We start from the raw sequence: 24,169 nt of genomic DNA, 5'->3' as shown, positions 1-24,169 counted from the left end.
TGGGCCTGGGGCCCGGAGGCCCGGGGACGCCGGGTGCCGGGGGGATCGAGGGCCGGCCCTGGGCCTAGGGCCGGGGGCCTGGAGGGCTTGGGGCCCCGGAGGCCCGGGGGCCCGGGAGGGCTTGGGGCCGGGAGGCCCGGAGGCCTGGGACCCGGGAGGGCCTGGGCCGGGGGCCTGAGGCCGGGGGGCCAGGGGCTGAGGGCCGGTGCCCGGAGGATCGGGGGATCGGGGCTCGGGGGCTCGGAGGATCGGGGGCCCGGCCCTGGGGGTGGGGGTGAGGAGGTGGCGGCAGGGCCGTCCGGGGCTTGGCTCAGCTTGGTTGGTACGGCGGGGCTTCGCCCCAGCCCCAACGGGGGACGGGGGCTTGGGGTGGTGGGGTGGCGCCGGGTTGGGAGTTGGCGAGGGCGATGCGGGTGCCCCACTCGACGTACGCGACGAAAGCCGAGCGGAACTCGGGGTCGGTGGGCAGGCCGGCCGGGTCGGCGCTGGCGGCGATCAGGGCGGCCCAGCGGGCGCGTTGCTGCTCGGTGAGGCCGAGGCCGATGTGGTGGTCGAGCATGGCGGGGTAGCCGCCGAGCTCGTCGGTGTAGGTCTTCGGGCCGCCGAACACCTCGCCCAGCCAGAGCGCGACGTGCTCGCGGTGCTTCGGGCTCATGTTCGCGAAGACGGGCGCGAGCAGCTCGTCCTCGAGCACCCGGTCGTAGAACACCTCGGTCAGGCTGCGCAGCGCCTTCGCGCCGCCGGCCCACTCGTACACGGTAGGTGTGGTCATCTGAATCCCCTCCCTCTCGTAATCATGTAATCACCCGCGAGGGTCGGTCAACGCCACCGCGATCGCGACCTGGACCGGGTTGATCGCGGACTCGTCGTCCGCGAGGTCCCACAGCACGTTCTGGAGGATCCGGCCGAGCGTCCAGCCGATCGCCCGGTCGCGGTCGAAGGCGAGGCGGTCGACCATCAGGTCGAAGCGGTACCGGATCGCGCGGTTCAGGTCGCCGGTCGCGACCAGTTCGTCCCAGCGGTTGTTCAGCGCCGGGAACAGCTCGAAGCAGGGATCACCGGCGAGCGGCTTCGGGTCGATCACCAGCCAGGGAGCCCGGTCCGCGGCCATCACGTTGTCGTAGTGCAGATCCCAGTGCAGAAGCCGGTCGCCGGGTTCAGTGAGCAGCTCGGTGACCCGAGCCGCGCACCGGCGAGCGAGATGCTGTTCCTCCGCGTCGGCGAGCTGAGGGATCAACGCCGGAGCATCGGCGACCATCTCGGTGGCCACGGCTTCGAGAGTGCGGAGGTCCGCGGGCCCTTCGGTGGTGCAGAGGCCGGCGAGTAGTTCGGTCAGGATGCGGGTCGCCTCGACGTCGTCGGGGACGTCGTTCAGGGTCCGGGGATTCAGGCGTTCGAGCAGCAACGTGGCGGTCTCGTCGTCGTACTCGAGGACATGCACCACGTCGTCGGCGTTCCAGGTCCGCAGGGCGAGCGCTTCGCCGGCGTTCTCGTCGTTGAGCGGCTGGAGCTTGAGGATCGCGGGGTCGCCGGTCGTTCGCCGTACGGGGAGGACGAGAGAGGCGGCGCCGTGCATCGGGGTGCCGTCGAGCGTGAGCTGCCAGCGGTCGAGGTAGCCGGCGGCGGTCTCGGGCAGCGCCTTCAGCCAGCGCAGGCCGGTCTCGTCGGTGTGGGACTCGTGCAGGGTTTGCGGGATCGTGAAGTCGGCCATCGATCAGCACAGTAGGTCGTCCGGGGTTTCTGTGCTTGGGTTTTCCCGTGAGCGGCGAACTGGCACGACGGCATCGCAAGGTCCAACTGGTCGTAGGCCTGATCCACCTGGGGCTCCCGGCCCTGACGCTGGCGGTCAGTCTGGCGACCGCTGGTCTGGCGGGTGCCGTTCCGCCGGCCGTGCTGCTGGCGCTCGGTGCGTTCCTCTTCGCCCGCCAGCGCTTCCGTCCGCAACGCTGGCGGATGACCGGCGCGATCTTCGGCGCGGTCGCGGCGGTCTACCTGACGCTCGTCCCGGACAACTTCGGGCTGCTCTTCATCCTGCTGGCCGTGCTCGTGATCTGGTGGCTCGGCGCCGGCGTCGGCGTCGCGCTCGCGGCGTACGCCGAACGCACGCTGCTCGTCCCCGTCGACCCGGAGCTCGCCGGTACGCCGTACGAACTCGCCTTCCGCCTGCGCGGCCTCTGGGGCACGACCCTCGTCCTCGGCACCGACACGGTCTCCATCCACACCATCCCGCGCAAGCTCCGCGGCGCGAACCCCGAGGACCTCCGCCGCACCTACCCCTTCACCAAGGTCACCGGCGTCCACGAGGTCGACCTCACCGGCTCCGAACGCCTCCGCTTCCCCATCCCCGTCACCGCGGTCCACACCCCCGGCCCCGCCGTCATCCTGCAGGCCGCCGGCGACGACTGGGTCCTCCCCACCAACCTCGCCCCCACCCTCACCCAACTCCTCAACCACCGCGTGGACGACGCGTCGAAGGACTAGCCGCGCGGCTGCCATCGGCGGACAATGCAGCCGCCCGCGCGTCAGGTGCCGCAGGCAGCCTCCGCACGAACGGCTGCGAGCTCCCGCCGCACGGCGGGCTCGCGGCCCTCGGCCGGAGGACGGCGGCGCTACTCCGCCAGCCGCGGATTGGTTCGGATCAGAGCGGCGGAGTGACGGCCGTCCGTCGTACGCCGGCCGGCTGCTCGCGGCCGGTGAACAACCGCCGCAATTCCGGTCCGACGATCGCGCGCGGCCCGAGGGCGGCGACGCGGTAAGTCCCGATCGCGTGCTCCCGCAGCGAGCGCCGGACCTGCCGGCCGTACTGCGTGAGCAGCCCCGGGAACCATCGGCTCATCAGCCCGCGCTCGACGAGCGAGGCCCTCAGCTCGGTCATCGCGGGAAGCCCGGCGACGGTGGTCAGCAGCGTCGGCAGCGGAACCCCGCCGGCGGGGAGGGCGGCGAGCACCGCGCGCTCCAACTGGTTGCTGCCGTCCGGCCCGAGCGCGTGGACCTCGCGGCCGGCGAAGCCGATCACGCGCTCGTCGTGCAGCGCGAGGACCGCGACCAGCGCCGCCCGGCGACGCCCGCCGCACAGGTAGGCGGTCTGGTTGAGGTCGAGCGGGTTCTCGGTACGCATCGGGTCCTCCTGATCCTCGGTGAAGCTCTCACCGCCTCAGACGGCCGGCACGCTCCGGCGGTTGCATCGAGTAGCAACGACCACGGAGCGTGCCCGCCTCCCCTCCACCCGAAGGGGAGGGGGAATGGGCGGAGGCCCGGCGCCGACGGGTGTCAGTTGCCCGCGGCTTCGCGTTCCTTGCGGGCGGTCTCGGCCTTCTCGGCCTGCCAGCCGTCCTCGTTCTTGCCGATCCGCCAGTACCCCGACAGCGACACCCGGTCGCGCGGCAGGCCGCGCTCGGCGAACAGGTTCTTCCGGATCCCGAAGACGAACCCGGCCTCGCCGTGGACGAACACGTGCACGTCGTCCGAGGGGAACTCCAGCCCGGCCACCGCCTCGACCAGGCGAACCCCGCACTCCGCACCCGCTCCGGCGCGGTGGAACCAGACCAGGTCGACGTCGCCCGAGCCGCCGAACTTCTGCTCCTCGGTCGCGTCCTCGACCTCGAGGAACACCGTGGCCGACGTACCGGCCGGCAGTGACTCGATCGCCGAGCCGATCGCCGGCAGCGCGCTCTCGTCACCGACGAGCAGGTGCCACCCGGCCGCCGCGTCCGGCGTGTACGCACCGCCCGGACCGTTGAACCACAGCTTGTCGCCCGGCTTCGCGTTCGCCGCCCACGGCCCGGCGATCCCCTCGTCGCCGTGGTGGACGAAGTCGATCGTCAACTCCTGGGCGGCCTCGTCCCACGAACGCACCGTGTACGTCCGCATCGTCGGCCACTGCTCGGACGGGAACTGCTCGCGGACGACGCCCATGTCGAGCGGTTCCGGGTACTCCACGCCGGGCTGCGGGAAGAGCAGCTTCACGTACATGTCGGTCATGCCGTTGCCGGTGAACTCGTCACAGCTCAGCACGACCCGGATCATGTGCGGCGTGATCCGCTCGGTCCGGCGGACGACACCGAGCTTGGCACGGCGACTACGGGGTGCGGGGGTGGGCACGCGACCACGGTTCCTCTCGGGCGGATCAGCGGATCCTGGATTCGACTTAGACGGTGCGACTTAGGTTGGCCTAACTCACCCTAGCCGACCCGGCCAATCACCCACGGATCCACCGCTGAGCGGCCCGCTGTTCACCTGATCGTTGCCAGCGGCATGCTTGTGGGGATCAGCCTGGTGCGATGGACCCGATCTTCGGTACGCCGCAGCGGCCCGCCTCGCCGGTCACCCGGATCGACGCGGCCGGGCGGCCGATCTCGCTGGATCTGCGGGCGCCGGAGCGGAACACCGTGCTGTTCACCGGCGGGCCCGGGATGGGCAAGAGCTTCGAGCTGGAGAAGGTCCAGGAGCTCGCGCGGTCGAAGGGCTGGCCGTGTCTGAAGGTCGAGGCGTCGCCGCGGGAGCCGCTGGAGAGCCGGTTCGTCCGGGAGGCGACCCGCAACCTCGGAGGACTGCGCAAGCAGTACGGGTTCCTCGGGCTGCGGAAGCTGAAGAAGACGATCAAGAACCTGACCCAGCGCTCGCGCAACCAGCAGAACGGCGCGGAGGTGCGGGTCGGCGTCGCGCCGGTGCAGCTGGTCGCGAAGCGGCAGTGGGACGCGCCGGGCGGCAACGGGCTCGGCTCGACGCTCGACGAACTGGCGACCGAGCTCGGTGACCTGGCCGCGAAGAAAGGCCAGCCGGTCGTCCTGATGGTCGACAACCTCGACGTCGCGTCCGAGCGGGACCTGGCCGCACTGACCGAGCTGTCGACGCATCTCGAGCGCGGCGGGCGGCCGGTGTACCTGGTCGCCGCGGGCAGCGAGATGGCGATGACGCGACTGATGGCCGCGTCCGGCGGGCACTCCGGCGTCGCGACCGCGGTCACCAGCCGGTACGACGTCCGCGAGTGCGGCCCGCTGTCGGGCGACGAGTTGCGGCCGACGCTGACCGAGCCGCTGCGGAAGGCGGGGATCGCGCACTCACCGGACGCCGCGGATCAGCTGCTGCAGGCGTCCGGGGGTCATCCGGGACGGCTGCGGGATCTGGCGGAGAAGGCCGTCGACCTGATCGGGAACCAGCCGGACGGGCTGACGCCCGACGTCGCGAAGGCGGCGATCGCGCAGGTCAACGCGGATTCGCGGGTGGTCTACCAGGCCGAGTGGAACTCGTGCTCGGGCGCGGAGAAGGAACTGCTGGCGAAGACGGCCTCACGGGGTGCACGCGGGTTGTCGATGCCGTCCGAGACGCAGGCCGCGGGTCCGGGGAACTGGCCGGCGGTCGACACCGCGCGGCAGATGCTGCTGGCTCGCGGGCTGGTCCGGGAGACCGGCGACCGGATCACCGTGGCGGATCCCGGGATGCGCGACTGGGTGGAGATCCGCGTCGGTCATTCCGCTGCCCACGCCGGAGTAGCTCTGCCTGGCTCGGCAGCACCGGCGATCACGGCGGAGACCCAGGGGCGGCATGTCGAGGGCGCCAACGCCTACAAGCGTCAGGTCGGGCAGACCACCTTCACGGTCAACCGCTAGTTTCGAACGTCGGCCTCAGGTGGCGAAGATCTGGTCCTCGTCCGCGAAGGCCTTGAACTCCAGGGCGTTGCCGGCCGGGTCGAGCAGGAACATCGTCCACTGCTCGCCCGGCAGGCCCTCGAAGCGCAGGTACGGGTCGATCACGAAGCTCTTGCCGGCCGCCTTGAAGCGGTCGGCCAGGGCGTGGAAGTCCGGGATCGGCAGAATCACGCCGAAGTGTGGGACCGGCACGTCGTGGCCGTCCACAGGGTTGTGGATCCCCTGTGAACGGCCCGGCGCGAGGTGGGTCACGAACTGGTGGCCGAACAGGTTCCAGTCGATCCAGGTGTCGCTGGACCGGCCGCGGTCGCAGCCGATCACGGAGCCGTAGAACTCCGCCGCGGCGGCGAGGTCGTCGACCGGCATGGCCAGGTGGAAGCGCGGAACAGAAGTCATACCGTCAAACCTACGGCCAGATCGACGCGACCCACTCGGGGTGGTCGATGAACGGGTTGCGGTTGTGCTGCCAGTTGTCGTAGATCACCTGGTTGCGGCGCTTCTCGAAGGCGTCCGGCGGGTCGGCCTGGCTCCAGGCCTTCAGCACCGAGAGCTTGCCGATGTACGGCGCGGAGCCGTTGTTCACCGAGTTGTTCGGCTCGAGGTTCGCGAACCCGTCGCCGCCCTCGTACCGGACCGCCATGTAGAAGATCATCCGCGCGACGTCACCGCGGACCGCCGCCCGCGGCGAGAACGAGTCGCCGTCGACCGCGCAGCCCGAGCACTCCGCGACCGTGCCGCCGCCGTTGTCGAAGTCGAGGTTGCCGCGGACGCCGTTCACCGACACGTCCTCGGGGCGCAGGTGGTGCACGTCGGTGCCCGGCCCGGTCGCCGTCCCGAAGTCGCCGTGCGACTTGGCCCAGACGTGCTCGCGGTTCCAGTCGTCCGGGTTGCCGCCGTTAGAGCTCTTCGACTGCGAGCGCCCGGAGTACAGCAGGATCACGTTGTTGGCGTTGTTCGGGTCCTGGTCGGTGTCCTTCAGCGCGTTCCAGACCTGGTCGTAGCTGAGCTTGGTCTGGTTCGCGATGATCGTGTGCAGCGCGGACTTCAGCGCCGCGCCGGTCTTGCCCTCGGCGCCTGCGTAGTAGTCCGAGGGATCACCCGGGTCGCCCGGGTCCGACCCACCACCACCGCTGAACGCCGTCGCCCCGGTGAGTCCCGGGTGCGAGAAGTACGCCGCCAGCTTGCCTGTGACCGTGATCTTCTGGCCCACCAGCGACGGGTTCGACTGCAGCCCGTACGCCGAACGGAAGCCGCTCGGGATCTGGACGTACAGCATGCTCGCCGTACTGGTCTGCCCGGCCGAGTCGGCCAGCGCCAGGGCGTAGTCGTTCGGGAAGTTGCTGCGGACCACCGTGTTCGTGGCGGTCGGCTGCCCGACGACGTAGCCCTCGACGGTGCCGGTGGCACCGTTCTGCTGCTGGACGGCAGCGGCAACGGTCAGGTTCGCACTGGTCGCGGCCGGCGCCGGCGTGATGCCGAAGCCGAGCAGAGCGAGCAGTACGCCGATCAGCAGGACCGGGCGGAGCGGGCGGAAAGTTGTCACGGCGGGTCTCCCACGGGGCGGTGTGGAACGGCGTCGGGGTCAGTCTGCCCCGTCGGACCGGCTGGTGAACGCCCTGGCGAGCGAAGACTTCCGGGCCGTAGGGTGACCGCGACATTGCAGGAAGTTGCCTTCGAGCGGCGAGCGCCCCCGGAGTTCGGCAGACTGCAGGGGTTCAGCACCCAAGTCTGGGGAGTAACGATGCGTGTGAAGAGGAGATCGCTGTCGATGGCGATCGCCGCGGTGTCGGTCGGTGCTGGTGGGCTCGCGCTCGTCGGTACGCCGTCGGTGGCCCAGCCGCTCGACGTGACCGAGGTCGCGGCACCTTCGGCAGAGGGGGCCGCGCTGGCGGCCGCTCGAGCCCAGAAGGAGGCAGCAGCCGCCACGGCCCCCGACGGGCCGCAGACGGCGCAGGAGAAACAGTTCAGCCAGGTCGACGACTACGCCACGAAGACCGGCGGTCTGGGGGTCTACTACGACCGGGCGACGGGCAAGTACGTCGTGCGGATGCCGAAGACGGCGAAGGCCCAGGCGGCCCGGTCCGTGAAGGTCGCCGGTGCCGAGACCGGGGTCCGGCCGAGCCGGACCACCAAGGCGGAGCTGACCTCGATCCGGACGGTGCTGGAGAACCGGCAGTGGAAGGACGGCGCGAACAAGTACAGCTACGCCTTCCACTACGACGCGCAGCGCGACGCCATGTCGGTGACGACGAACGCGCCGGCGGCGACCATGCAGCCGCTGCTGGCCAAGTACGGGCCGGTGCTCGAGGCGAAGTACGGCGACGTCGGCCGGAACTCCCGGCAGAGTGACCCGGCTCCGCACCGCGGTGGCGCGTCCATCACCAACGGCTCGTCGGTCTGCACGAGTGGCTTCACCATCACCTCGACGGCCCGCTACATGGTCACCGCCGGGCACTGCTTCGCGCTGGGTCAGCGCGTCTTCTCCAGCGGCGGCCGGCAGCTGTGGGGCACCGTCCGGAACCGGCCGAGCTTCCCGTACTACGACTTCGAAGCGGTCGGCGGCGGGACGTACGGCTCGGTCATCTACCGCGGCGGCGCGGCCGGCACGACCATCCTGGTCAGCGGCGCCTCCGACCCCGCGGTCGGAGCCGCCTACTGCCGCAGCGGGCAGACGACGTACGAGCAGTGCTCGCAGGTGGTCACCAGCCTGCACGCGCAGTTCTGCGACGAGGCCGGCTGCACGGTCGAACTGATCGCCTACCGCGGTCCGGACGGCCAGGGTGGTGACTCGGGCGCACCGCTGTTCCAGTACGTCCGCGGCACCGTGCAGATCCGTGGCATGCACATCGCCCACGCGGGTGACGAGCAGTACGCCGAGCGGTGGACCACCATCCGGTCCGTCTTCAAGGCGAACATCGCGATCAAGTGATCACTTCAGCGCGACCGTCCAGGGTCCGCCCTGGGCCTCGATCTCCTGGCCTCCGTCGGTCGGGCTGAAGATCTGCGTCGCGTAGAACTGGTAGCTGCCCGGCGCGAGTTTCTCCCCGGCCTGCGTCTTTGCCTCACCGCAACGGCGCAGGCTGATCGTCGAGGTGATGGTCTGCTGCTCGCCCGGCAGCAGCTTGACCTTGACCGCCACATCCCGGACCGGTGCCGGCGTCCCCACCACCTTGCTCTGCTGGGCCAGCGTGATCGCCGCACTCCGCCCCGCGGTCAGGTCCACCGGCTTCCCGCTGGTGTTGGTGACCACGACGTCGACGGTGCCGAAGTCGGACGCCACGCTGATCGGCTTGATCACGGGCGCGCTGAGCGTCAGCGGCGCACCTGCCCGTGGCTCGCCACTGACCGCACCACCACACGCCCCGATCGCCAGGCCGCTCGCCTCCTGGCGCGCGCCCGCGACGGGTGTGTCCGCACTCCCCCCGAGATTCGGTACGACGGCCACCGCCGCGATCGCGATCACCGCGGCCGTGCCCAGGCTCGCCGCTCCCGCGACCAGCGTGTTGCGCCGGCGGCGGCCCTTGATCCGGCCGGCCAGCGCCTGCTCGTCCAGGTCCACGGTGTCCCAGCCCTCGTCCGCCACCGCGCCGAGAAGGTCCTTCAGGTCCTTCGACGTCATTGCACACTCTCCTCTGTCACGCCGAGCTGCGCGGCCAACCTCGATCTCGCATCGGCTAGATGGCGTTTCACCGTGCCCTCGGCGCACCCGAGCTGGTCCGCGATCTCCGGGACCGTGAGGTCCTCGTAGTACCGCAGCACCACACAGGCACGCTGCTTGGGTGACAGGTCGGACAGTGCGTGGCGGACCGTGTGCGTGGTCGCCCACGTGTCGTCGCCCTCGCCGTGCTGGTGGTCGGGCTCGACCAGCAGGTGCCTGGTCTCGCGCCACTTCTTCGCCCGCCGCCGGTCGTCGACGTACAGGTTCAGGATCACGCGGCGCACGTAGCCCTCGAGCTGCTCGATGTCGCTGCCGACACGGAGCCGGCCGAACACCCGCAGCAGCGCTTCCTGCACCAGGTCGGCGGCAGTCGCCGCGTCACCGGTCAGCAGGTAGGCGTAACCACGCAGTGCCGGGCCGCGAACCGCGACCAGCTCGTCGAACGTGCTCTTCCAGTCAGCCACCGGCACCGTCCTTCGGTTTCCCTGTCGCCAAGCTAGACGACCGGCGGGTGCGGAGCGTTGGGGCGGTTCGCGGAGAAATCTTGAGTCGGTGGGGCGGGGAAGCGCGATGGTCGGACGACCGCGCTGCTCCGCCCCACCTAGGTGTCCGGGCCCCCATCAGACCTCGGCGTCTACCGGGGTCTGCTCGCCCAGCCACCAGTGAGGCGCTACTGGCGGGCAGCACCTCACCGACCGGTGAGAGGAAAGGCTCGGAGCCCTTCCCCAGGTGGTGGCGTGGTGCGGACGCCGTAACGGACCGTACTCAGTCGGAGACGGAAAGTCCATGGGTTGCCAGGGGCCGTCTCACCGTACTGACCATTAACTGTTTCAGCAGCTGATCGTGTCCGCGTGGGCGGTGCCGGAGGACCGGTACGACGCCACCCGGTCGGCCGCCGCCGACGGGCTCAGCACCTCGTTCTTCGCGTAGTACACCCAGTCGGCCGACTGGGCCCAGACGCTGGTCCCGCCGGAGTGGCCGTTCAGATCGATGAACCACTGGTTGTAGTTCAGCGTCATGCCCTGCCGCGGGTAGACCGTGTGGCCCTGGCCGTCGTCGGTGTGGTCGGCGACCAGCGCGCCGTCGACGTAGTACTTCACGTGCCCGTCGGCGACCGTCGCGACCAGCGTGTGCCAGCCGGCGTGGCTCTGCCTGCGCGCCGTCGACGCGCGCCAGCCGTCGAAGGGGTCGACCTGGTAGGTGTTCCAGCTGGTGAAGAAGTTCGTCGCGCTCGTCTCGCCCCAGCCGCCGTTCGGCAGGTACTCGGAGATGTCGAGCTCGCTGTAGATCGGGTCCCAGTCGTAGCGCAGCGGCGAGATCGTGTAGAAGGTCTGGTTGATCGTGTCGCCGTCGTTGCCGCTGACCGGTTCGTCGCTGAACTTGAACCGGGTCGCGTAGGTGCCTTCGAAGAAGCGCTGCTGGTTCTGCTGCACCTGGGCGTGCGTCGTACCGCCGGCCGAGCCGTCGGTGCTCGCGCGGAGCTGCAGCGACTGCTGGCCGTCGACGACCGGGAAGCTGATGTTGCTCGCCGCCCAGGTCGCGCCGCCGACGCCGGGCCCGCCGGCGTTCGTCCGGATGCTCCAGTCGTGGGCGGTGAACGCGGGGTCGGTCCGGGAGCTGTAGCTGAAGTCGTCGAAGAAGGCGCCGCATGCGGCGGCCTTGTCCGGAGCCGGGCGAGCGGAAGCCGGTACGCCGACCGTCGCCGCGACCGCGGCCAGGACAGCGACGGCGGCGGTCGTGCGGAATGCGCGGGATCGAGCCATGGTGAACACCTTTCTCGGGGCGGAGAGGGTGTGACCACTGGGTCACTTCTGGCAATCTGTCGCGTTCGAGTGGTTAAGTCAAGAGCTTGTCTTAACCGTGGAATCGCTCTCACTGGTCAGACCACTGGTAATCTTTGCCTTATGCGACGGACCCAGGCACGCGACCAGCTGCTGGCCCTGATCGAGACCAGCGGGCCGGGCCAGGTGCTGCCGTCGGAGCGCAGCCTGAGCGAGTCGCTGGGCGTCTCCCGGCCGACGCTGCGCGCGGCTCTGGACGATCTGGCGCGCGAGGGCGTGGTGGTCCGCGAGCACGGGCGCGGGACGTTCGTCAGCGCCCGGAAGATCCACCAGGAGCTCGAGCCGACCGAGGCCGGCGACTTCGCCCTGCCGCCCGCCGAGGGCAGCCCGTGGCAGAGCCGGCTGATCAGCTTCGCGGTCGAGCCGGCGGGCGCGCGGATGGGCCGGCGGCTGGAGGTCTCACCCGGCGCGGAGCTGATCGCGGTCGTCCGCCTCCGCCTGGTCGACGGCATCCCGATGTGCATCGAGCGGATCCGCATCCCGGCCGCGCTCGTCCCCGGCATCACCGGCCGCGACTTCGAGACCGGCTCGTTCTACGCGCTCCTCCGCGACCGGTACGCCGTGGCGCCGCGCGACGCCGTACAGGTCACCGAGCCGACGGTGACCGACCACCAGGAGTCCGCCCAACTCGACGTACCACTGCACTCCCCGGCCCTGCTGATCGAGCGCACCACGCGAACGGCGGACCGCGCCGTGATCGAGTACACGCGCTCCATCTATCGAGGAGACCGGTACCGGATCACGACGCGGCTGACGTTCCCTGACTGACTAGCCCTTGACGGCTCCCGCCGCCACGCCCGCGGTGACCCGGCCCTGGAGGACCAGGAAGATCAGCAGCACCGGCAGCATGAACAGCGTGGCGGCGGCCATCGTGGCGCCCCAGTCGGTGCCGAAGGTGTTGCTGAAGGACGAGAGCCAGACCGGGAGCGTGCGCTGGTCCTGGTTCTTGATGATCAGCAGGTTCGCGAAGGCGAACTCGTTCCACGCGGTGATGAAACCGAACAGCGACGTGGACAGCAGGCCGGGCGCGAGCAGCGGGAAGACGATCCGCCGGAACGCCTGGAACTGGTTGCAGCCGTCGACCTGCGCGGCCTCCTCGAGCTCGACCGGGATCGCGTTCAGGAACCCGCGCAGCGTCACGATCGTGAACGGCAGCGTGACCATGAAGTAGATCAGCGTCAGCATGGTCAGCTTGTCGAGCATGTCGGTGTCGCGGGCGATCACGTACATCGGGATCAGCAGCGCCTCCCACGGCGTCATCTGCGCGATGAACACCATCAGGATGAACGCCTGCCGGCCGCGCCACTTCATCCGTGCCACGGCGTACGCCGCCAGGCACGCGATCACCAGCGCCATCAGCACCGCCGACACCGCGACCAGTGCGCTGTTGCGCCAGAACAGCCAGAACCCGTCGGCGTTCACCGCCGTCCCGAAGTGGCTGAAGGTGATGTTGGTCGGGAAGAACGACGGCGTCTCGGCCTGGATGTCCTTGGTCGGCTTGAACGCCGTCAGCACCATCCAGTAAACCGGGAACACCGAGAAGGCGAACACGATCAGGGCCAGCGTGTTGAGCGAGATCTTCCGCCCGATCCGCGTCCTCACAGTTCACCCTCTTCCTTGAACATCTGCCGGAAGTAGGCCAGCAGCGCGACCCCGAGGATCACGACGGTCACCATCGAGATCGCGGCGCCGAGGTCGTAGCGGTTCAGCGACTGCGCCACCTGGTAGGCGTAGACCGGCAGCGTCAGCGTCGCGTTGCCCGGGCCACCCTGGCTGATCGCCCAGATCTGCACGAAGCACTTGAACACCCAGATGATCTCCAGACAGAGGATCAGCCCGAACATCGGCCGCAGGATCGGGAACGTGATCAGCCGGAACGTCTTCACGCCACCGGCGCCGTCGATCTGCGCCGACTCGTGCAGTTCCTTCGGCACGGTCGTCATCGCGGCGTACAGGGTCAGCGCGGCGAACGGCACCGACTGCCAGACGATCAGTACGACGATGATCGCGAACGTCGACGTACCGTTGGCGAACCACGCGTAGCCGTCGAACTGCTCGAAGCCGAGCGCGACCAGGACCCAGTTCACGACGCCCAGCTGGGACTGGAACAGCCACTGGAAGACCGTGGTCGCGGCGATCACCGGGATCGCCCAGGCGACCACCAGGCCGCCCATCACGGCCAGCCGCATCTTCTTGCCCAAGGCACCGATCAGCACCGCGATCAGCGTCGCCAGCACCATGATCAGCGAGACGTTGATCGCGGTGAAGACGAACGTCCGGAGCACCACGCTCCAGAACATGTCGTCCGACAGGATCTGCCGGTAGTTGTCGAGGCCGACGAAGTCGGCACCGCCGCGGATCAACTGGGCGATGCCGAACTTCTGGAACGAGATGATCAGGTTCCGGATCAGCGGGTAGACCAGCAGGTACGCCGTACCGAGCACCGTCGGCGCGACCAGCAGGTACGGCAGCAGACGCACCGGCAGGGAACGCCCCCGCCGCCCGGGAGCCGGCGAACCGGTCCGGGCGGCGGGGGCGTGTTCCGCCGTGCTCTCGACGTGGGTGACAGCCACGGCTACTTGGTGTTCAGGGCCTGGGTGATGATCTCGTCGGCCGCCTTCGCGGCGGCCGCCGGGTCACCTCCGGTCAGCACCTTGGTCTGGTACTCCTTGATCGGGTTCTTCGCCTCGACCGCGGCCCAGTTCGGGGAGTTCGGGGTCGCCTTGCCGTTGGCGGCGCCGGCGGCCATCGCCGCGACACCCTCGTCGGCACCGACCGAGGCGGCCAGGCTGGTCCGGTTCGGCACGTACTTCATCGACTTGGCCAGGTCGGTCTGCCACTGCTCACCGGCCAGCTCCTTGATGAACGTGTACGCCGCGTCCTGACCGTCGGAGGCCTCCGGGATGATCAGGTCCGAGCCACCGGTGAAGACCGCGCCCGGCTTGTCGGCGGTCTTGCCCGGGATCGGGAAGAAGCCCAGCTTGTCCTTCAGCGCCGGGTTCGCCTGGGCGATCAGCTCGGCCGCGCCCGGGACCGCGATCATCTGCGCGATCTTGCCCTGCGCGAAGACGTCGGTCTGGGTCGGCTTCGCCTCGTCCGAGTCCTTCGGGCCCTTGCCGAGCGCCTGGATCTGCTGGTAGAACTCCATGCCCTTCAGGGCCTCGGGCGTGGACAGCGCGCCCTTCCACTGGTCGCCGTCCTTGACCGCCAGGTCGCCGCCCTCGTCCCAGATGAAGCCGGACAGCACGTAGAAGTTCTGGCCGGGCAGGTAGATGCCCTGGTTGCCACCAGTGTTCAGCTTGGTGGTCGCGGCGATCCACTCGTCGCGGGTCTTCGGCGGGGTCACGCCGGCCGCCTGGAACAGGTCCTTGCGGTAGACGACCACGCGGTTCGCGGCGTAGTACGGGATGCCGTACTGCTTGCCCTCGTACAGGCCCGGACCGGCCAGGCCCTCAATCCAGTCGTCGCCCTTGAGGTCGGACTTCTTGTCGGTCAGGTCCTTGACGCCGCCCGAGGCCGAGTACTGCGCGACCTGGGTGTTGCCGACCTCGATCACGTCCGGCGCGTCCTTGCTGGCCAGCGCGCCGATGATCTTCGGGCCGATCCCGTTCCACTCCTGGATCTGGACGTTCGCCTTCACGTCCGGGTGCTTGGCGGCGAAGTCGTCGGTGAAGCGCTTGAGGAAGTCGTCGGAGACGCTGCCCTTCATCAGCCAGACGTCGATCGTCGTCGGGCCATCGGCGGCGGCGTTGTCACCGTCGGAGCCACCGCAGGCGGCCACGGTGGTGAGGGAGAGAGCCGCGACCGCGGCGACGGCAAGGGAACGGAACTTCATCGGATCACCTCTGGCGGAGTAGCCGGACCGGCGCCCGGCTGACTGGTATGAACCTGTCGTTCAGTGGCAGCGAGAATTGCGGACGACCGACGACCAGTCAATAGTTCAGTAGGTTCCGTTACTAAGTCGTGAGAGCGTGCGCAGTCACAAACTTGTCCAGAAGTGAGCGTTTGACAGCGTTATCTGCAGCCTGTGTTGCACAGTGCGCAACAGACCACTGGGCTCGCTGGTCAGCGATTTACCGGACCAGTTGAATTTTCGGGCAACCGCTTGCTGCTAGCCGCCGAGCGCCGCGATCACCGCGGACGCGGTCGCCGCGTCCTGCACGCCGAGCCCGGTCAGGTCCGCGATCGACCGGTCGGTCCGGCGGGTGAACCCGTCGCGCAGGACCGCGCCGACGGACAGGTCGATGCCGTCGGCGATCACTCCGGCCCGTACGGCGTTGCCGAAGTCCCCGTGGTCGAGGCACTGCTCGTGGTCGTCGGTGACGACGGTCGCTCCGGCGAAGAGCCCGGGCGGCAGCTCACCCTTGCCGGGCATGTCGGTGCCGACGCCGGTGATGTGCTGAGCGCCGCCGAAGAGCTCGATCGGCAGAGGCCTGGTGGCGGGCGTTGTGGTGGTCACGCAGGATGCTGCGCTTTCGGTGACCGGTCGGGCCTGGACACCTGCGGCTTGCAGGGTTTCGACCAGATCAGTGACGGCGGCGGGGCGGCGGCCCCAGATCTGGAACTTCAGCCCCGGGCGGAGGTGGGTGAGCCAGATCGCCTGCAGCCGAGCCTGGTCGCCGGTGCCGACGACGAGGACTTCCCTGGCCTCGGCCGGGGCCATCGCGTCGGTGATCAGAGCGCCGGCGGCCGCGGTGCGCCAGGCGGTCAGCCGGCCTTCGTCGGCCAGTACGGCGGCGGGCTCGCCGGTGGTCGCGTCGACGACGAGCATGAGGCCGTTGTTGACCGAGGCGAAGGTGCTCGCGATCTTGACCGTGAAGTGCGGAGAGCCTTCGACGTACCCGGCCTTCACGTGGCAGTCGCCCGAGGCTTTCGGGAAGTCCAGCACCATCGGGAGCGGGACCTGCGTCTGCCCCTCGGCGTGGGCGATCAGGGCGGACCGGACCGCGGCGAAGACCAGGTCCGGCGTCACCACCGAGCGGAGCTCGTCGAGACCGATCACCCGCAACGTCATCCCTGCTTCTCCAACCAGTTGCTCCAGGCATCGAGTGCCGGTTCGGGGTCCAGGCGGCCGAGGCCGACACGGAAGCGGTCGGCTGGTGTCTCGGTGAGGGCCGAGGCGTAGATGCTCGCCGGCAGCAGCAGGACACCGGCCTCCTCCACCAGGCTGGTGCACATGGCTTCGACGCCATCCGGACCGGCGTACCGCGGGAAGCAGACGCAGCCGCCCTGCGGCGCCGCGAAGTCGAAGAGATCCGGGCACCGGGCGAAGAAGTCCGCGAAGAGCGGCAGGTTCCGCGCGACGATTCCGCGGTTGCGGTCCAGCAAGCGGTCCCGGGCACGCAGGCCGATCAGCGCGAGAATCTCGCTTGGTGCCGAGTTGCAGATCGAGGTGTAGTGCTTGGCCCGCTCGAGCTTGTCCAGGACGGCGCGGTCGCGGCAGGCGATCCAGCCGATCCGCAGCCCGGGCAGGCCGTACGCCTTCGACATCACGTTCAGCGACAGCGCCGTCGGCGACAGGTCGGTTGCCTGAGGCAACGAGGGTCGGTCGAGCTCGAGCCCGCGGTAGACCTCGTCGCTGAACAGCCGGATCCCGCGTTCGTCGCACAGGCGCACGAGTCGTTCCCACGCCGCCGGATCCGGTACGGCGCCGGTCGGGTTGTTCGGGAAGTTCACCGAGACCAGCCGGGTCTCCGGTCGCAGCGCCCGCTCGATCGCGTCGACGTCCAGTGCCCAGCCGTCCTCGGGCCGCAGCGCGACGCCGGTCACCGTGCAGAGGTCGAGCGGGATCGTCTCGGCCGCCTGGTAGTTCGGCGTCAGGACGACGGCGTGGTCGCCCGGTTCGAGCAGGACGCGCATCGCCAGGTAGATGCCTTCCTCGGCGCCGGCGAAACACATCACGTCGTCCGGCTCGAGGCCGTCGTACGTACGGGCGATCTCCTCGCGCAACGCGGGCAGGCCGCGCGTCTCGGTGTAGCCGAGCGCGAGCGACTCCCACCGCTCGCGGCCGTCGTCGTCCGCCATCGCGAGCAGCTCCGACATCGGCAGGGACTGCGCGTCCGAGGCGGTCAGGTGGAACCGCGCGCTGAACTCCCAACGCGAGAAGTACGTCTCCAGGCGGAAGTCAGGCAAGGCCGCCATCATGCTCCTTGCGGGCCTCACCGAGCAGTTGGTAGAGCGCCGACCGGGAGATCTTCAGCGCCCGCGCCACCGCCGGAACCGACCGCCGTTGACTCAGTACGCCGGCCGCTTCCAGCTGCCCGACCAGCTCGAGTCGGTCCTCCCGGGACAGCCGGTCGACCGGCGCGCCCCGCTCGCGGACGAACTCGCCGACCACGTCGTTCAGCCGCTCGGTCCAGTCGTGCTCGAACAGCACCCGCGGCTGCCCGGTCACCGGCGCTGCGAACGCCGCCAGGATCCGCCCCGCCTCCCCGAACGCCGTCCGGTCGACGTTGATGCACAGCACCAGCCCGGCCTTGCCGTCCGCGTCCCGCAGTACGGCACTCACGCTCGACAGCCGCCGCCCGTCGGCCAGCGACTTCGGGTAGGGCCCGTAGACGTCGCGCCCGGTCTCCGCCAGCTCGTCCAGCTCGCCGAGCAACGACGGCGCCCCGACCTTCCGCCCCGACAACGGGTTCCAGATCGCGACCACCTGGTCGGTCGCCGGATCGTGCAGCACCACTTCGGCGTGCGGCGACAGCAGCCGGGCAACCGCCTCGCCGACCGGCGCGAGCCGATCGACCTCGGCCTTGAGCTCAGGACTGGACATGCCGTGGACGATACGTCCACGGCAGACGAACTGTCCAGGTCTACACGCTGCCGACGTACTGGCTGACGTGGTACGCCGTGCTGTTGCCGGCCGGGCCGTGGGTCCACTTGGAGACCATCAGGTGCAGTTCGTTCGCGCCGGCGCCGGACCACGGGTGGATGAAACCGCCGTACAGGGAGGGCTCCTGGGCGAAGGTGACCTGGATCTTCTCGTTGTTCCAGGCGCTGTCGGGGGTGTTGGCGCGACGGGTGACGATGTTGCCGGTGGCGCAGTTCAGGTAGGCCATCACCCAGGTGCCGTCGCCGAGGCGGCGGACCGAGGGTTCGCCGAAGCGCCCGTTCAGGATCGGGCTGCACGGGCGGCCCCAGCCCCAGTTGCTGCCGTTCCAGCCCCAGCCCTGGTACGCCGCCGGGTCGAACAACTGCTCCCACGGGACACGCCGCAGCATCATCGGGCCGTCCTGGCGGCCGGACCGGACCGAGAACACGTAGACCCAGTCGCCGTCACGCTGCATCGTCCACATCTGGAACGGGTCGGCGTTGTCCGCGTCGTTGAACCACTTCAGGTTGGTCCGGACGAAGTCGTTGCCGTTGTCGGTGTACGCCAGGCCGGCGTACCGGGACTTCCAGAGGGAGTAGCGCGGGCCCGGGTTCCAGTGCTCGATGCTCATGTACGAGACGAGCTGCCGGCCGGTCTCGGGGAAGCTGATCCCGTCGTTCGGGATCACCGTCACCTCCCAGAGGTTGTCGATGCCGATCCCGTTGTGGCCGTTGTGCATGATCTCCGGCGCCCGCCCGTTGCCGGCCACCTTCGCCGCGCTGTCGAACACGATCCCGCCGGCCTCGCCCGGGTGCACCGCCGACCGCAGCATCACCGGCGACCGCCAGTCGTTGTTCTGCTGCTCGGGCCACGGCGAGTTGAAGGTGTCGCCGAACAGGTAGCCGATCGAGCCGTTCTCCAGCACGTACGGGATGCCGAGATCGGTGCCCGCGACCTGCCACCGGCTGTTGGTGTCCAGGTCCGCGCCGGTCACCCGCTTCTTGTACGTCGCCGCCTGCGCGACGGCCGGGGCGAGCAGCCCGGGCGCCACGGCCGCGCCCACACCGGCGGCCGCGACACTGCCAAGGAAAGTCCGTCGTTTCATGAATCCGTCCAGACGTCGTAGAGGGCAGTGACAACGTGTCACTGGTCGGCTACGAACCTGGCAGACGTCCGCGGCGGCCGCCAGCCCTCCGTGGAGCTCTTCGACCGCAGGTGAAATCGGTTTCCTATCCCGGCAGCCGATCGTCCTGGTTGTTCGGGTGGCGTTCATGCGCCATGTCACAGGAAGGGCAGAGATGGACAGGGCGCAAACGTGCTGCCGCACCGCAGACTCCTGAGCACGAGGTGCCTGCCCCTAGCCTCTCGAAGGAGTCCGCCCGATGAAACCACCGTCCTCACGCAAGCGTCGCGCCGCCATCCTCGCGGCCGCACTCGCGCTGGCCACCACGTCGAGCCTGACCGCTACCGCGGCACCCCCGGGCCCGTCGGCCGCATCCCCGACCGCCGCCCAGGCGGGCACGTCGCAGAAGGTCACGCTGATCACCGGTGACGTCGTCGAGGTCACCGACGCCGGTGCCGGCAAGAAGGCCGCCGTCGTCCAGCCCGCGCCGGGCCGCGAACAGCTCGCGTTCCACACCGTCGAGGTCGACGGCGGGCTGCGCGTCCTGCCCAGCGACGTCGTCCCGTACGTCGCCTCCGGCATGGTCGACGCCGACCTGTTCGACGTCGACGAGCTGATCGCCGACGGCTTCGGCGACGCGACCACGCCGACCCTGCCCCTGATCGTCCGGTACGACGGCGGCGCCCGTGTCCAGTCCCTGACCGCTACGACGGACACCCGCCCGCTGGCCTCCATCGGCGGCGCGGCCGTCACCGCCACGAAGGCGGAGCTGCCCGCCTTGTGGAACTCGCTCAAGCCGACATCGCACACCGCCCGCACCCTCGACCAGGGCGTCGCCAAGATCTGGCTCGACGGCAAGGTCAAGCCGGTGCTCGACAAGAGCGTGCCGCAGATCGGTGCGCCGGCCGCCTGGCAGGCCGGGTACGAGGGCAGCGGTGTCGAGGTCGCCGTTCTCGACACCGGGGTCGACGCCAACCACCCGGACCTGGTCGGCAAGGTGCAGAAGGCCGAAGACTTCTCCACCAGCCCGACCGGCACCGAGGACCACTTCGGTCACGGCACGCACGTCGCGGCGACCATCGCCGGGACCGGCGCGGGCGCCGGCGGGACCCGGAAGGGAGTCGCGCCGAAGGCCGACCTGCTGGTCGGCAAGGTGCTCGGCGACGACGGCTCCGGCTACGAGTCCTGGATCATCGCCGGGATGGAGTGGGCCGCCGCCGAAGGCGCCAAGGTGGTCAACATGAGCCTGGGTGGTGGCCCGACCGACGGCACCGACCCGCTCAGCCAGGCCGTCAACGACATCACCGCGGCGTCCGGCACGCTGTTCGTCGTGGCCGCCGGCAACGACGGCGCGGACGAGTCGGTCGGTTCGCCGGGAGCGGCCGCGGCCGCGCTGACCGTCGGCGCGGTCGACCGCAACGACGCGCTCGCGGACTTCTCCAGCCGCGGCCCGCGGGTCGGCGACTCCGGTCTGAAGCCCGAGATCACCGCGCCGGGCGTCGACATCGTCGCGGCCCGCGCGGCCGGTACGGCGATGGGCCAGCCGCTCGACAACCTCTACACCGCCGCCTCCGGGACGTCGATGGCGACGCCGCACGTCGCCGGTGCCGCGGCGCTGCTCGCGCAGCAGCACCCGGACTGGAAGGCGGGCCGGCTCAAGGACGCGCTGACCAGTACGGCGAAGACGACGCCCGACCTGAGCGTCTACGCCCAGGGCACCGGCCGGGTCGACGTCGCCCGGGCGGTCGCGCAGAAGGTCGACGCGACCGGTGTCGCCGACTTCGGCCTGACCCTGACCGGCAGCACCGCGACCGCGCGGACCATCACCTACCGCAACGACACCGCCGCGGCGATCACGCTGAACCTCGCCGTCGACGTGGACAACCTGGACACTCGCCAGCCCGAGACGGACGCGTTCGGCGTACCGGCGACGGTGACGGTTCCGGCCGGCGGTTCGGCCGACGTCCAGCTGGCGCTCGACCCGGCGAAGCTCGACCGCGGCCTGTTCAGCGGCTGGATCGCGGCCACCGGTGCCGACAACGTCAGCGTCCGGACCGCGGTCGGCGCGCTCAAGTCCGGCCCGAAGCACAAGGTCACCTTCCGCGGCATCGACCTGAACGGTCAGCCGACCGGCGTCCCGGTGGTCACCCTGTTCGGCGACAACTCGCGGTCGGACACGCTGGGCTGGTTCGACGACGGCGGGACCTTCACGGCCGAGGTCGAGGAGGGCACCTACCTGATGCACGGGCTGGTCGAGTCGCGCGAGGCGCAGACCGAGAAGGCCGTGCTGATCACCGACCCGAACATCGTGGTGACCGGCGACCGCGAGATCGTCGTCGACGCCCGCAAGGCGGCGCCGATCACGATCCACACGCCGAAGCCGTCCGAGCAGCAGGCGGTGCTCAGCTACTACGTGCACCGCGAGTACCCGAACGGCCGGAAGATCACCCACGGCGTGATGCACTTCAGCACGGTCAGCCAGGTGCTGGTCACGCCGACCAAGCCGGTCCAGGGCGGCAGCTTCGAGTTCGCGTCGCGCTGGCAGCTGGTCGCGCCGCTGGTCCAGGCGTCGGCGCCGGGTGTCTCCGGTCCGATGGACATCAACCTGCTGCACCAGTCGCCGTCGTACGCGGGCAAGAAACGGTTCAGCCTCGTTGCTCCCGGCCCCGACTTCAAGGGGGTCAAGGGAGCGGTCGCCGTGATTCCCTCCAGCGAGGACGGCTGGGGCGGCGGCAGCGAGCAGGACCAGATCGCGGCGGCGGCGAAGGCCGGTGCGGCCGGCGTCATCCTGTACCGGCCGTCGGACTGGTCGGCCTGGACGGTCTGGCGTCCGGTCGGCGACCGGGAGCCGATCCCGGCGATGGTCACCACCGCCCGCGACGGTGCCAAGCTGGTCGCCCGGGCCAAGGCCGGTCGCGCGACGATCGACCTGACCCTGACCACCTCGAGCCCGTACCTGTACGACGTCTTCCAGGTCTCGAAGAACCAGGTCCCAGCCAAGATCGACTACCACGTGACCGCGGCGAACAGCGCCCGGATCAACACGTCGTACGCCGACAACGGCGGCTTCAACTGGGCCAAGGAGCAGCGGTTCGGCTGGCGCCCGTGGCAGGACTACTCATGGAACGACTCGCAGCGCTTCGTCGAGACGCCGAAGGTCCGCGAGGAGTGGGTCAGCTCGGGCGACACGCTCTGGCAGCACCGGGTGCACCACCTCTACACGTGGGACACGATGAACCCGCTGCGTGGCGGGATGGCCTCGGTGCCGCGGAGCTACACGACCGGTACGTCGAGCGAGTCCTGGTTCGAGCCGGTGGTCCGGCCGGCGGCCGCGCCGGGAGTGGTGTCGACGCGGACCGGTGACCGGTTCTCGCTGCGGGTGCCGTCGTTCGTCGACGCGGCCGGGCACTACACGGTCGGCGAGACCACCTCGTCGTCCGCGGTGCTCAAGCGCAACGGGTCGACGGTCGCCGAGCTGCCGGACGCCTGGCAGGACGTGATCACCACCAGCGGCGACGCGTCGTACCGGCTGGAGCTGGCGACCGAGCGGCAGGACACGGAAGGCGAGTGGAACTGGGGGACCAGGACCCAGACCGCGTGGGACTTCCGGTCGAAGAAGGCCGCCGAGGACAAGGCGACCGCACTGCCGCTGCTGCAGGTCGGGTACGACGTACCGACCGACCTGAGCGGGCGGGTCCCGGCTCGGACGCACGTCGTCGGCTTCACCGTGCAGCAGCAGGCCGGGGCTCCGGCCGCGCGGAGGACGTCGCTGCAGGCGGAGGTGTCGTTCGACGAGGGCAAGAGCTGGCGGCGGATCATCGCCGTCGGGGCCCTCGGCCACTACGTCGCCGTCGTACCGGCCGGCAAGGGCACGGTCTCGCTGCGGGTCTCCGCGGCGGACAACGCCGGCAACAAGGTCACCCAGACGGTGATCCGGGCCTACGGGCTGAAGTAGTGACTACGGCCCGGGCAGCTGGTCTGCCCGGGCCGTGCTACAACCACTTGCGCTTGGCCGCCTGGTAGGCGAGCCCGGTGCGGGTGTCGACACCGGCCAGCGCCATCATCCGGTCGAGCCGGCGCTGGACCGTACGACGGCTGATGCCGAGCTGCGACGCGATCGACTTGTCCGGTACGCCGGCCACCATCAGCGACAGCAGGAAGCGCTCGGAGCCGTCCAGGCCTTCGCCCTCCTCGGCCTCGTCCGGCTGGAGCTTGACCGGCGTCGCCGCCTCCCAGTGACTCTCGAACAGCGCGAGCAGCGCGTCCAGGAGCTGGCCGCGGCCGATGATCGCCGCGGTCGGCTCACCGATCGCCGCCTCGTCGTCCCGGACCAGCGGGCAGATCGCCGTCGCCCGGTCCACGATGGCCAGCCGGACCGGGAGCGTCGGCAGGGTCCGGGCCTCTTCGCCCCAGCCGATGCCCTCGGCGATGGTGTCCAGCTCGCCCGGTGTCTCCAGCAGGGCCCGCTCGTAGATGGCCCGGTAGCGGACGCCGCGGCTCAGTGCGCCGTACTCCTCGGTGTTCTCGGCGCCCTGCATGGCCAGTGGGTTGGCCCGGCAGAACCAGAGGATCTCCTCCCGGGCCGACTCCTGCAGGTCGCGCAGGCGGTCCCGCAGCGCGTCCGCTCCGACGATGACCTCGACCAGGTGGTGGGCGTCCCGCCGGCTCGCGCTGGCCCGGAACTCCTCGCTCAGCGACGCCACGGTCTTCCGGGCCGACTCCAGCGACTCCTGGCGGCGCAGCAGCGTCGTACCGAGGGCTACGTCGGGAGGCAGCGGCCGGAACACCGGGTCGTCGCCCGGCAGTACGGCGACCAGCCCCTTCGCCTGCAGCCGCTGCAGCAGCTCGTCGACCTCCTGCTGCGGCAGCTCCGCGACCTCGGCGAGCTCAGCGGCCCGCGCGACCGACAGACCGACCAGCAACCGGTACGCCTGCTCCTCCCGGGCGTCCAGCAACGCGTTGTCCTGCACCCGCCCCACCTCCCGTGCTCGAAGCACCACCTAAGCAGGCCGAACAGCGCAGTGGCGAGCAAGTCGGCCGGTATCCGGCACTCCTGGGCCATTCCAGAGGTCTGGCACTCCTGGCACGAGA

The 24,169-nt window shown here is 70.1% G+C and carries 22 protein-coding genes; 5 read left to right on the top strand and 17 right to left on the bottom strand.

The window, feature by feature from the left end:
- Positions 1 to 310 precede the first annotated feature (310 nt).
- Positions 311 to 772, bottom strand: coding sequence for a group II truncated hemoglobin (locus HDA39_RS30205; protein ID WP_184800939.1), 462 nt, complete (start codon positions 770 to 772; stop codon positions 311 to 313).
- A 30-nt stretch (positions 773 to 802) separates the two neighbouring features.
- Complete coding sequence (locus HDA39_RS30200) at positions 803 to 1,711, bottom strand: aminoglycoside phosphotransferase family protein (protein WP_184800937.1); 909 nt, start codon at positions 1,709 to 1,711, stop codon at positions 803 to 805.
- Between the two features lie 47 nt (positions 1,712 to 1,758).
- On the opposite strand from HDA39_RS30200, the gene HDA39_RS30195 reads away from it, so the two are divergent.
- Complete coding sequence (locus tag HDA39_RS30195; protein ID WP_184800935.1) at positions 1,759 to 2,481, top strand: hypothetical protein; 723 nt, start codon at positions 1,759 to 1,761, stop codon at positions 2,479 to 2,481.
- Between the two features lie 157 nt (positions 2,482 to 2,638).
- Here HDA39_RS30195 and HDA39_RS30190 read toward each other — a convergent pair whose 3' ends face one another.
- Entirely contained in the window at positions 2,639 to 3,118 is a 480-nt protein-coding gene (locus HDA39_RS30190) for a TIGR04222 domain-containing membrane protein (protein ID WP_184800934.1), read from the bottom strand.
- Positions 3,119 to 3,270: 152 nt separating this feature from the next.
- The gene (locus tag HDA39_RS43880; RefSeq protein ID WP_184800932.1) at positions 3,271 to 4,101 is read right to left on the bottom strand and encodes a siderophore-interacting protein; all 831 of its coding nucleotides are present in this window, start codon (positions 4,099 to 4,101) and stop codon (positions 3,271 to 3,273) included.
- Between the two features lie 179 nt (positions 4,102 to 4,280).
- On the opposite strand from HDA39_RS43880, the gene HDA39_RS30180 reads away from it, so the two are divergent.
- Positions 4,281 to 5,609 (top strand): ATP-binding protein, encoded by a 1,329-nt coding sequence (locus HDA39_RS30180; RefSeq protein WP_184800930.1) that lies wholly within the window; start codon positions 4,281 to 4,283, stop codon positions 5,607 to 5,609.
- 15 nt (positions 5,610 to 5,624) lie between these two features.
- Here HDA39_RS30180 and HDA39_RS30175 read toward each other — a convergent pair whose 3' ends face one another.
- Together HDA39_RS30175 and HDA39_RS30170 are read right to left on the bottom strand one after the other, a co-directional pair.
- Positions 5,625 to 6,044, bottom strand: a complete 420-nt coding sequence (locus HDA39_RS30175) for a VOC family protein (RefSeq protein ID WP_184800928.1) — start codon at positions 6,042 to 6,044, stop codon at positions 5,625 to 5,627.
- A 10-nt stretch (positions 6,045 to 6,054) separates the two neighbouring features.
- On the bottom strand, positions 6,055 to 7,191 hold the full coding sequence (locus HDA39_RS30170) for an endonuclease (RefSeq protein WP_337925952.1): 1,137 nt from the start codon (positions 7,189 to 7,191) through the stop codon (positions 6,055 to 6,057).
- A 198-nt stretch (positions 7,192 to 7,389) separates the two neighbouring features.
- On the opposite strand from HDA39_RS30170, the gene HDA39_RS30165 reads away from it, so the two are divergent.
- Positions 7,390 to 8,577 carry a chymotrypsin family serine protease gene (locus HDA39_RS30165; RefSeq protein ID WP_184800926.1) on the top strand — a complete coding sequence of 396 codons (1,188 nt, stop codon included), beginning with the start codon at positions 7,390 to 7,392 and terminating at the stop codon, positions 8,575 to 8,577.
- Here the strand turns inward: HDA39_RS30165 and HDA39_RS30160 are convergent, their stop codons facing one another.
- The 3 genes from HDA39_RS30160 to HDA39_RS30150 all read right to left on the bottom strand — a co-directional run bounded on the left by HDA39_RS30160 (position 8,578) and on the right by HDA39_RS30150 (position 11,069).
- Complete coding sequence (locus HDA39_RS30160) at positions 8,578 to 9,267, bottom strand: hypothetical protein (RefSeq protein ID WP_184800924.1); 690 nt, start codon at positions 9,265 to 9,267, stop codon at positions 8,578 to 8,580. It abuts the gene before it with no gap.
- Positions 9,264 to 9,770: a sigma-70 family RNA polymerase sigma factor gene (locus tag HDA39_RS30155; protein WP_184800922.1), complete on the bottom strand. Its 507-nt coding sequence runs from the start codon at positions 9,768 to 9,770 to the stop codon at positions 9,264 to 9,266. The genes HDA39_RS30160 and HDA39_RS30155 overlap by 4 nt, the downstream gene beginning before the upstream one ends.
- Before the next feature lie 366 nt (positions 9,771 to 10,136).
- A complete protein-coding gene (locus HDA39_RS30150) occupies positions 10,137 to 11,069 on the bottom strand; it encodes a glycoside hydrolase family 16 protein (RefSeq protein ID WP_184800920.1) in 933 nt (310 codons plus the stop codon).
- A 141-nt stretch (positions 11,070 to 11,210) separates the two neighbouring features.
- On the opposite strand from HDA39_RS30150, the gene HDA39_RS30145 reads away from it, so the two are divergent.
- Positions 11,211 to 11,915: a GntR family transcriptional regulator gene (locus HDA39_RS30145; protein ID WP_184800918.1), complete on the top strand. Its 705-nt coding sequence runs from the start codon at positions 11,211 to 11,213 to the stop codon at positions 11,913 to 11,915.
- On the opposite strand, the gene HDA39_RS30140 is transcribed toward HDA39_RS30145, so the two are convergent.
- The 7 genes from HDA39_RS30140 to HDA39_RS30110 all read right to left on the bottom strand — a co-directional run bounded on the left by HDA39_RS30140 (position 11,916) and on the right by HDA39_RS30110 (position 19,060).
- Complete coding sequence (locus HDA39_RS30140) at positions 11,916 to 12,749, bottom strand: ABC transporter permease subunit (protein WP_184800916.1); 834 nt, start codon at positions 12,747 to 12,749, stop codon at positions 11,916 to 11,918.
- Positions 12,746 to 13,720 (bottom strand): ABC transporter permease subunit, encoded by a 975-nt coding sequence (locus HDA39_RS30135; protein WP_184800914.1) that lies wholly within the window; start codon positions 13,718 to 13,720, stop codon positions 12,746 to 12,748. The genes HDA39_RS30140 and HDA39_RS30135 overlap by 4 nt, the downstream gene beginning before the upstream one ends.
- Before the next feature lie 2 nt (positions 13,721 to 13,722).
- Positions 13,723 to 14,982: an extracellular solute-binding protein gene (locus tag HDA39_RS30130; protein ID WP_184800912.1), complete on the bottom strand. Its 1,260-nt coding sequence runs from the start codon at positions 14,980 to 14,982 to the stop codon at positions 13,723 to 13,725.
- A 276-nt stretch (positions 14,983 to 15,258) separates the two neighbouring features.
- On the bottom strand, positions 15,259 to 16,161 hold the full coding sequence (locus HDA39_RS30125; protein WP_184800910.1) for an ornithine cyclodeaminase family protein: 903 nt from the start codon (positions 16,159 to 16,161) through the stop codon (positions 15,259 to 15,261).
- Positions 16,158 to 17,288, bottom strand: a complete 1,131-nt coding sequence (locus tag HDA39_RS30120; protein ID WP_184800908.1) for an aminotransferase class I/II-fold pyridoxal phosphate-dependent enzyme — start codon at positions 17,286 to 17,288, stop codon at positions 16,158 to 16,160. Before HDA39_RS30120 ends, HDA39_RS30125 begins: the two co-directional genes overlap by 4 nt.
- Positions 17,272 to 17,916, bottom strand: coding sequence for a helix-turn-helix transcriptional regulator (locus tag HDA39_RS30115; RefSeq protein ID WP_184800906.1), 645 nt, complete (start codon positions 17,914 to 17,916; stop codon positions 17,272 to 17,274). The genes HDA39_RS30120 and HDA39_RS30115 overlap by 17 nt, the downstream gene beginning before the upstream one ends.
- 40 nt (positions 17,917 to 17,956) lie before the next feature.
- Positions 17,957 to 19,060, bottom strand: a complete 1,104-nt coding sequence (locus HDA39_RS30110; RefSeq protein ID WP_184800904.1) for a DUF4185 domain-containing protein — start codon at positions 19,058 to 19,060, stop codon at positions 17,957 to 17,959.
- Positions 19,061 to 19,337: 277 nt separating this feature from the next.
- Between HDA39_RS30110 and HDA39_RS30105 the strand changes: the two genes are divergently transcribed.
- Positions 19,338 to 23,033: a S8 family serine peptidase gene (locus HDA39_RS30105; protein ID WP_184800901.1), complete on the top strand. Its 3,696-nt coding sequence runs from the start codon at positions 19,338 to 19,340 to the stop codon at positions 23,031 to 23,033.
- Positions 23,034 to 23,070: 37 nt separating this feature from the next.
- Here the strand turns inward: HDA39_RS30105 and HDA39_RS30100 are convergent, their stop codons facing one another.
- A complete protein-coding gene (locus HDA39_RS30100; RefSeq protein WP_184800900.1) occupies positions 23,071 to 24,048 on the bottom strand; it encodes a helix-turn-helix domain-containing protein in 978 nt (325 codons plus the stop codon).
- Positions 24,049 to 24,169 lie beyond the last annotated feature (121 nt).

Source organism: Kribbella italica (assembly GCF_014205135.1).
Classification (GTDB): Bacteria; Actinomycetota; Actinomycetes; order Propionibacteriales; family Kribbellaceae; genus Kribbella; species Kribbella italica.
Note: the sequence above shows the minus strand (reverse complement) of the source record. Positions and strands in the feature narration are given on the sequence as shown.

Bases quoted from the DNA above. Each gene is read 5' to 3' on its own strand.
- HDA39_RS30205 (WP_184800939.1), bottom strand. From the start codon at position 772: ATGACCACACCTACCGTGTACGAGTGGGCCGGCGGCGCGAAGGCGCTG.
- HDA39_RS30200 (WP_184800937.1), bottom strand. From the start codon at position 1,711: ATGGCCGACTTCACGATCCCGCAAACCCTGCACGAGTCCCACACCGAC.
- HDA39_RS30190 (WP_184800934.1), bottom strand. From the start codon at position 3,118: ATGCGTACCGAGAACCCGCTCGACCTCAACCAGACCGCCTACCTGTGC.
- HDA39_RS30180 (WP_184800930.1), top strand. From the start codon at position 4,281: ATGGACCCGATCTTCGGTACGCCGCAGCGGCCCGCCTCGCCGGTCACC.
- HDA39_RS30175 (WP_184800928.1), bottom strand. From the start codon at position 6,044: ATGACTTCTGTTCCGCGCTTCCACCTGGCCATGCCGGTCGACGACCTC.
- HDA39_RS30165 (WP_184800926.1), top strand. From the start codon at position 7,390: ATGCGTGTGAAGAGGAGATCGCTGTCGATGGCGATCGCCGCGGTGTCG.
- HDA39_RS30160 (WP_184800924.1), bottom strand. From the start codon at position 9,267: ATGACGTCGAAGGACCTGAAGGACCTTCTCGGCGCGGTGGCGGACGAG.
- HDA39_RS30150 (WP_184800920.1), bottom strand. From the start codon at position 11,069: ATGGCTCGATCCCGCGCATTCCGCACGACCGCCGCCGTCGCTGTCCTG.
- HDA39_RS30145 (WP_184800918.1), top strand. From the start codon at position 11,211: ATGCGACGGACCCAGGCACGCGACCAGCTGCTGGCCCTGATCGAGACC.
- HDA39_RS30130 (WP_184800912.1), bottom strand. From the start codon at position 14,982: ATGAAGTTCCGTTCCCTTGCCGTCGCCGCGGTCGCGGCTCTCTCCCTC.
- HDA39_RS30125 (WP_184800910.1), bottom strand. From the start codon at position 16,161: ATGACGTTGCGGGTGATCGGTCTCGACGAGCTCCGCTCGGTGGTGACG.
- HDA39_RS30120 (WP_184800908.1), bottom strand. From the start codon at position 17,288: ATGGCGGCCTTGCCTGACTTCCGCCTGGAGACGTACTTCTCGCGTTGG.
- HDA39_RS30115 (WP_184800906.1), bottom strand. From the start codon at position 17,916: ATGTCCAGTCCTGAGCTCAAGGCCGAGGTCGATCGGCTCGCGCCGGTC.
- HDA39_RS30110 (WP_184800904.1), bottom strand. From the start codon at position 19,060: ATGAAACGACGGACTTTCCTTGGCAGTGTCGCGGCCGCCGGTGTGGGC.
- HDA39_RS30105 (WP_184800901.1), top strand. From the start codon at position 19,338: ATGAAACCACCGTCCTCACGCAAGCGTCGCGCCGCCATCCTCGCGGCC.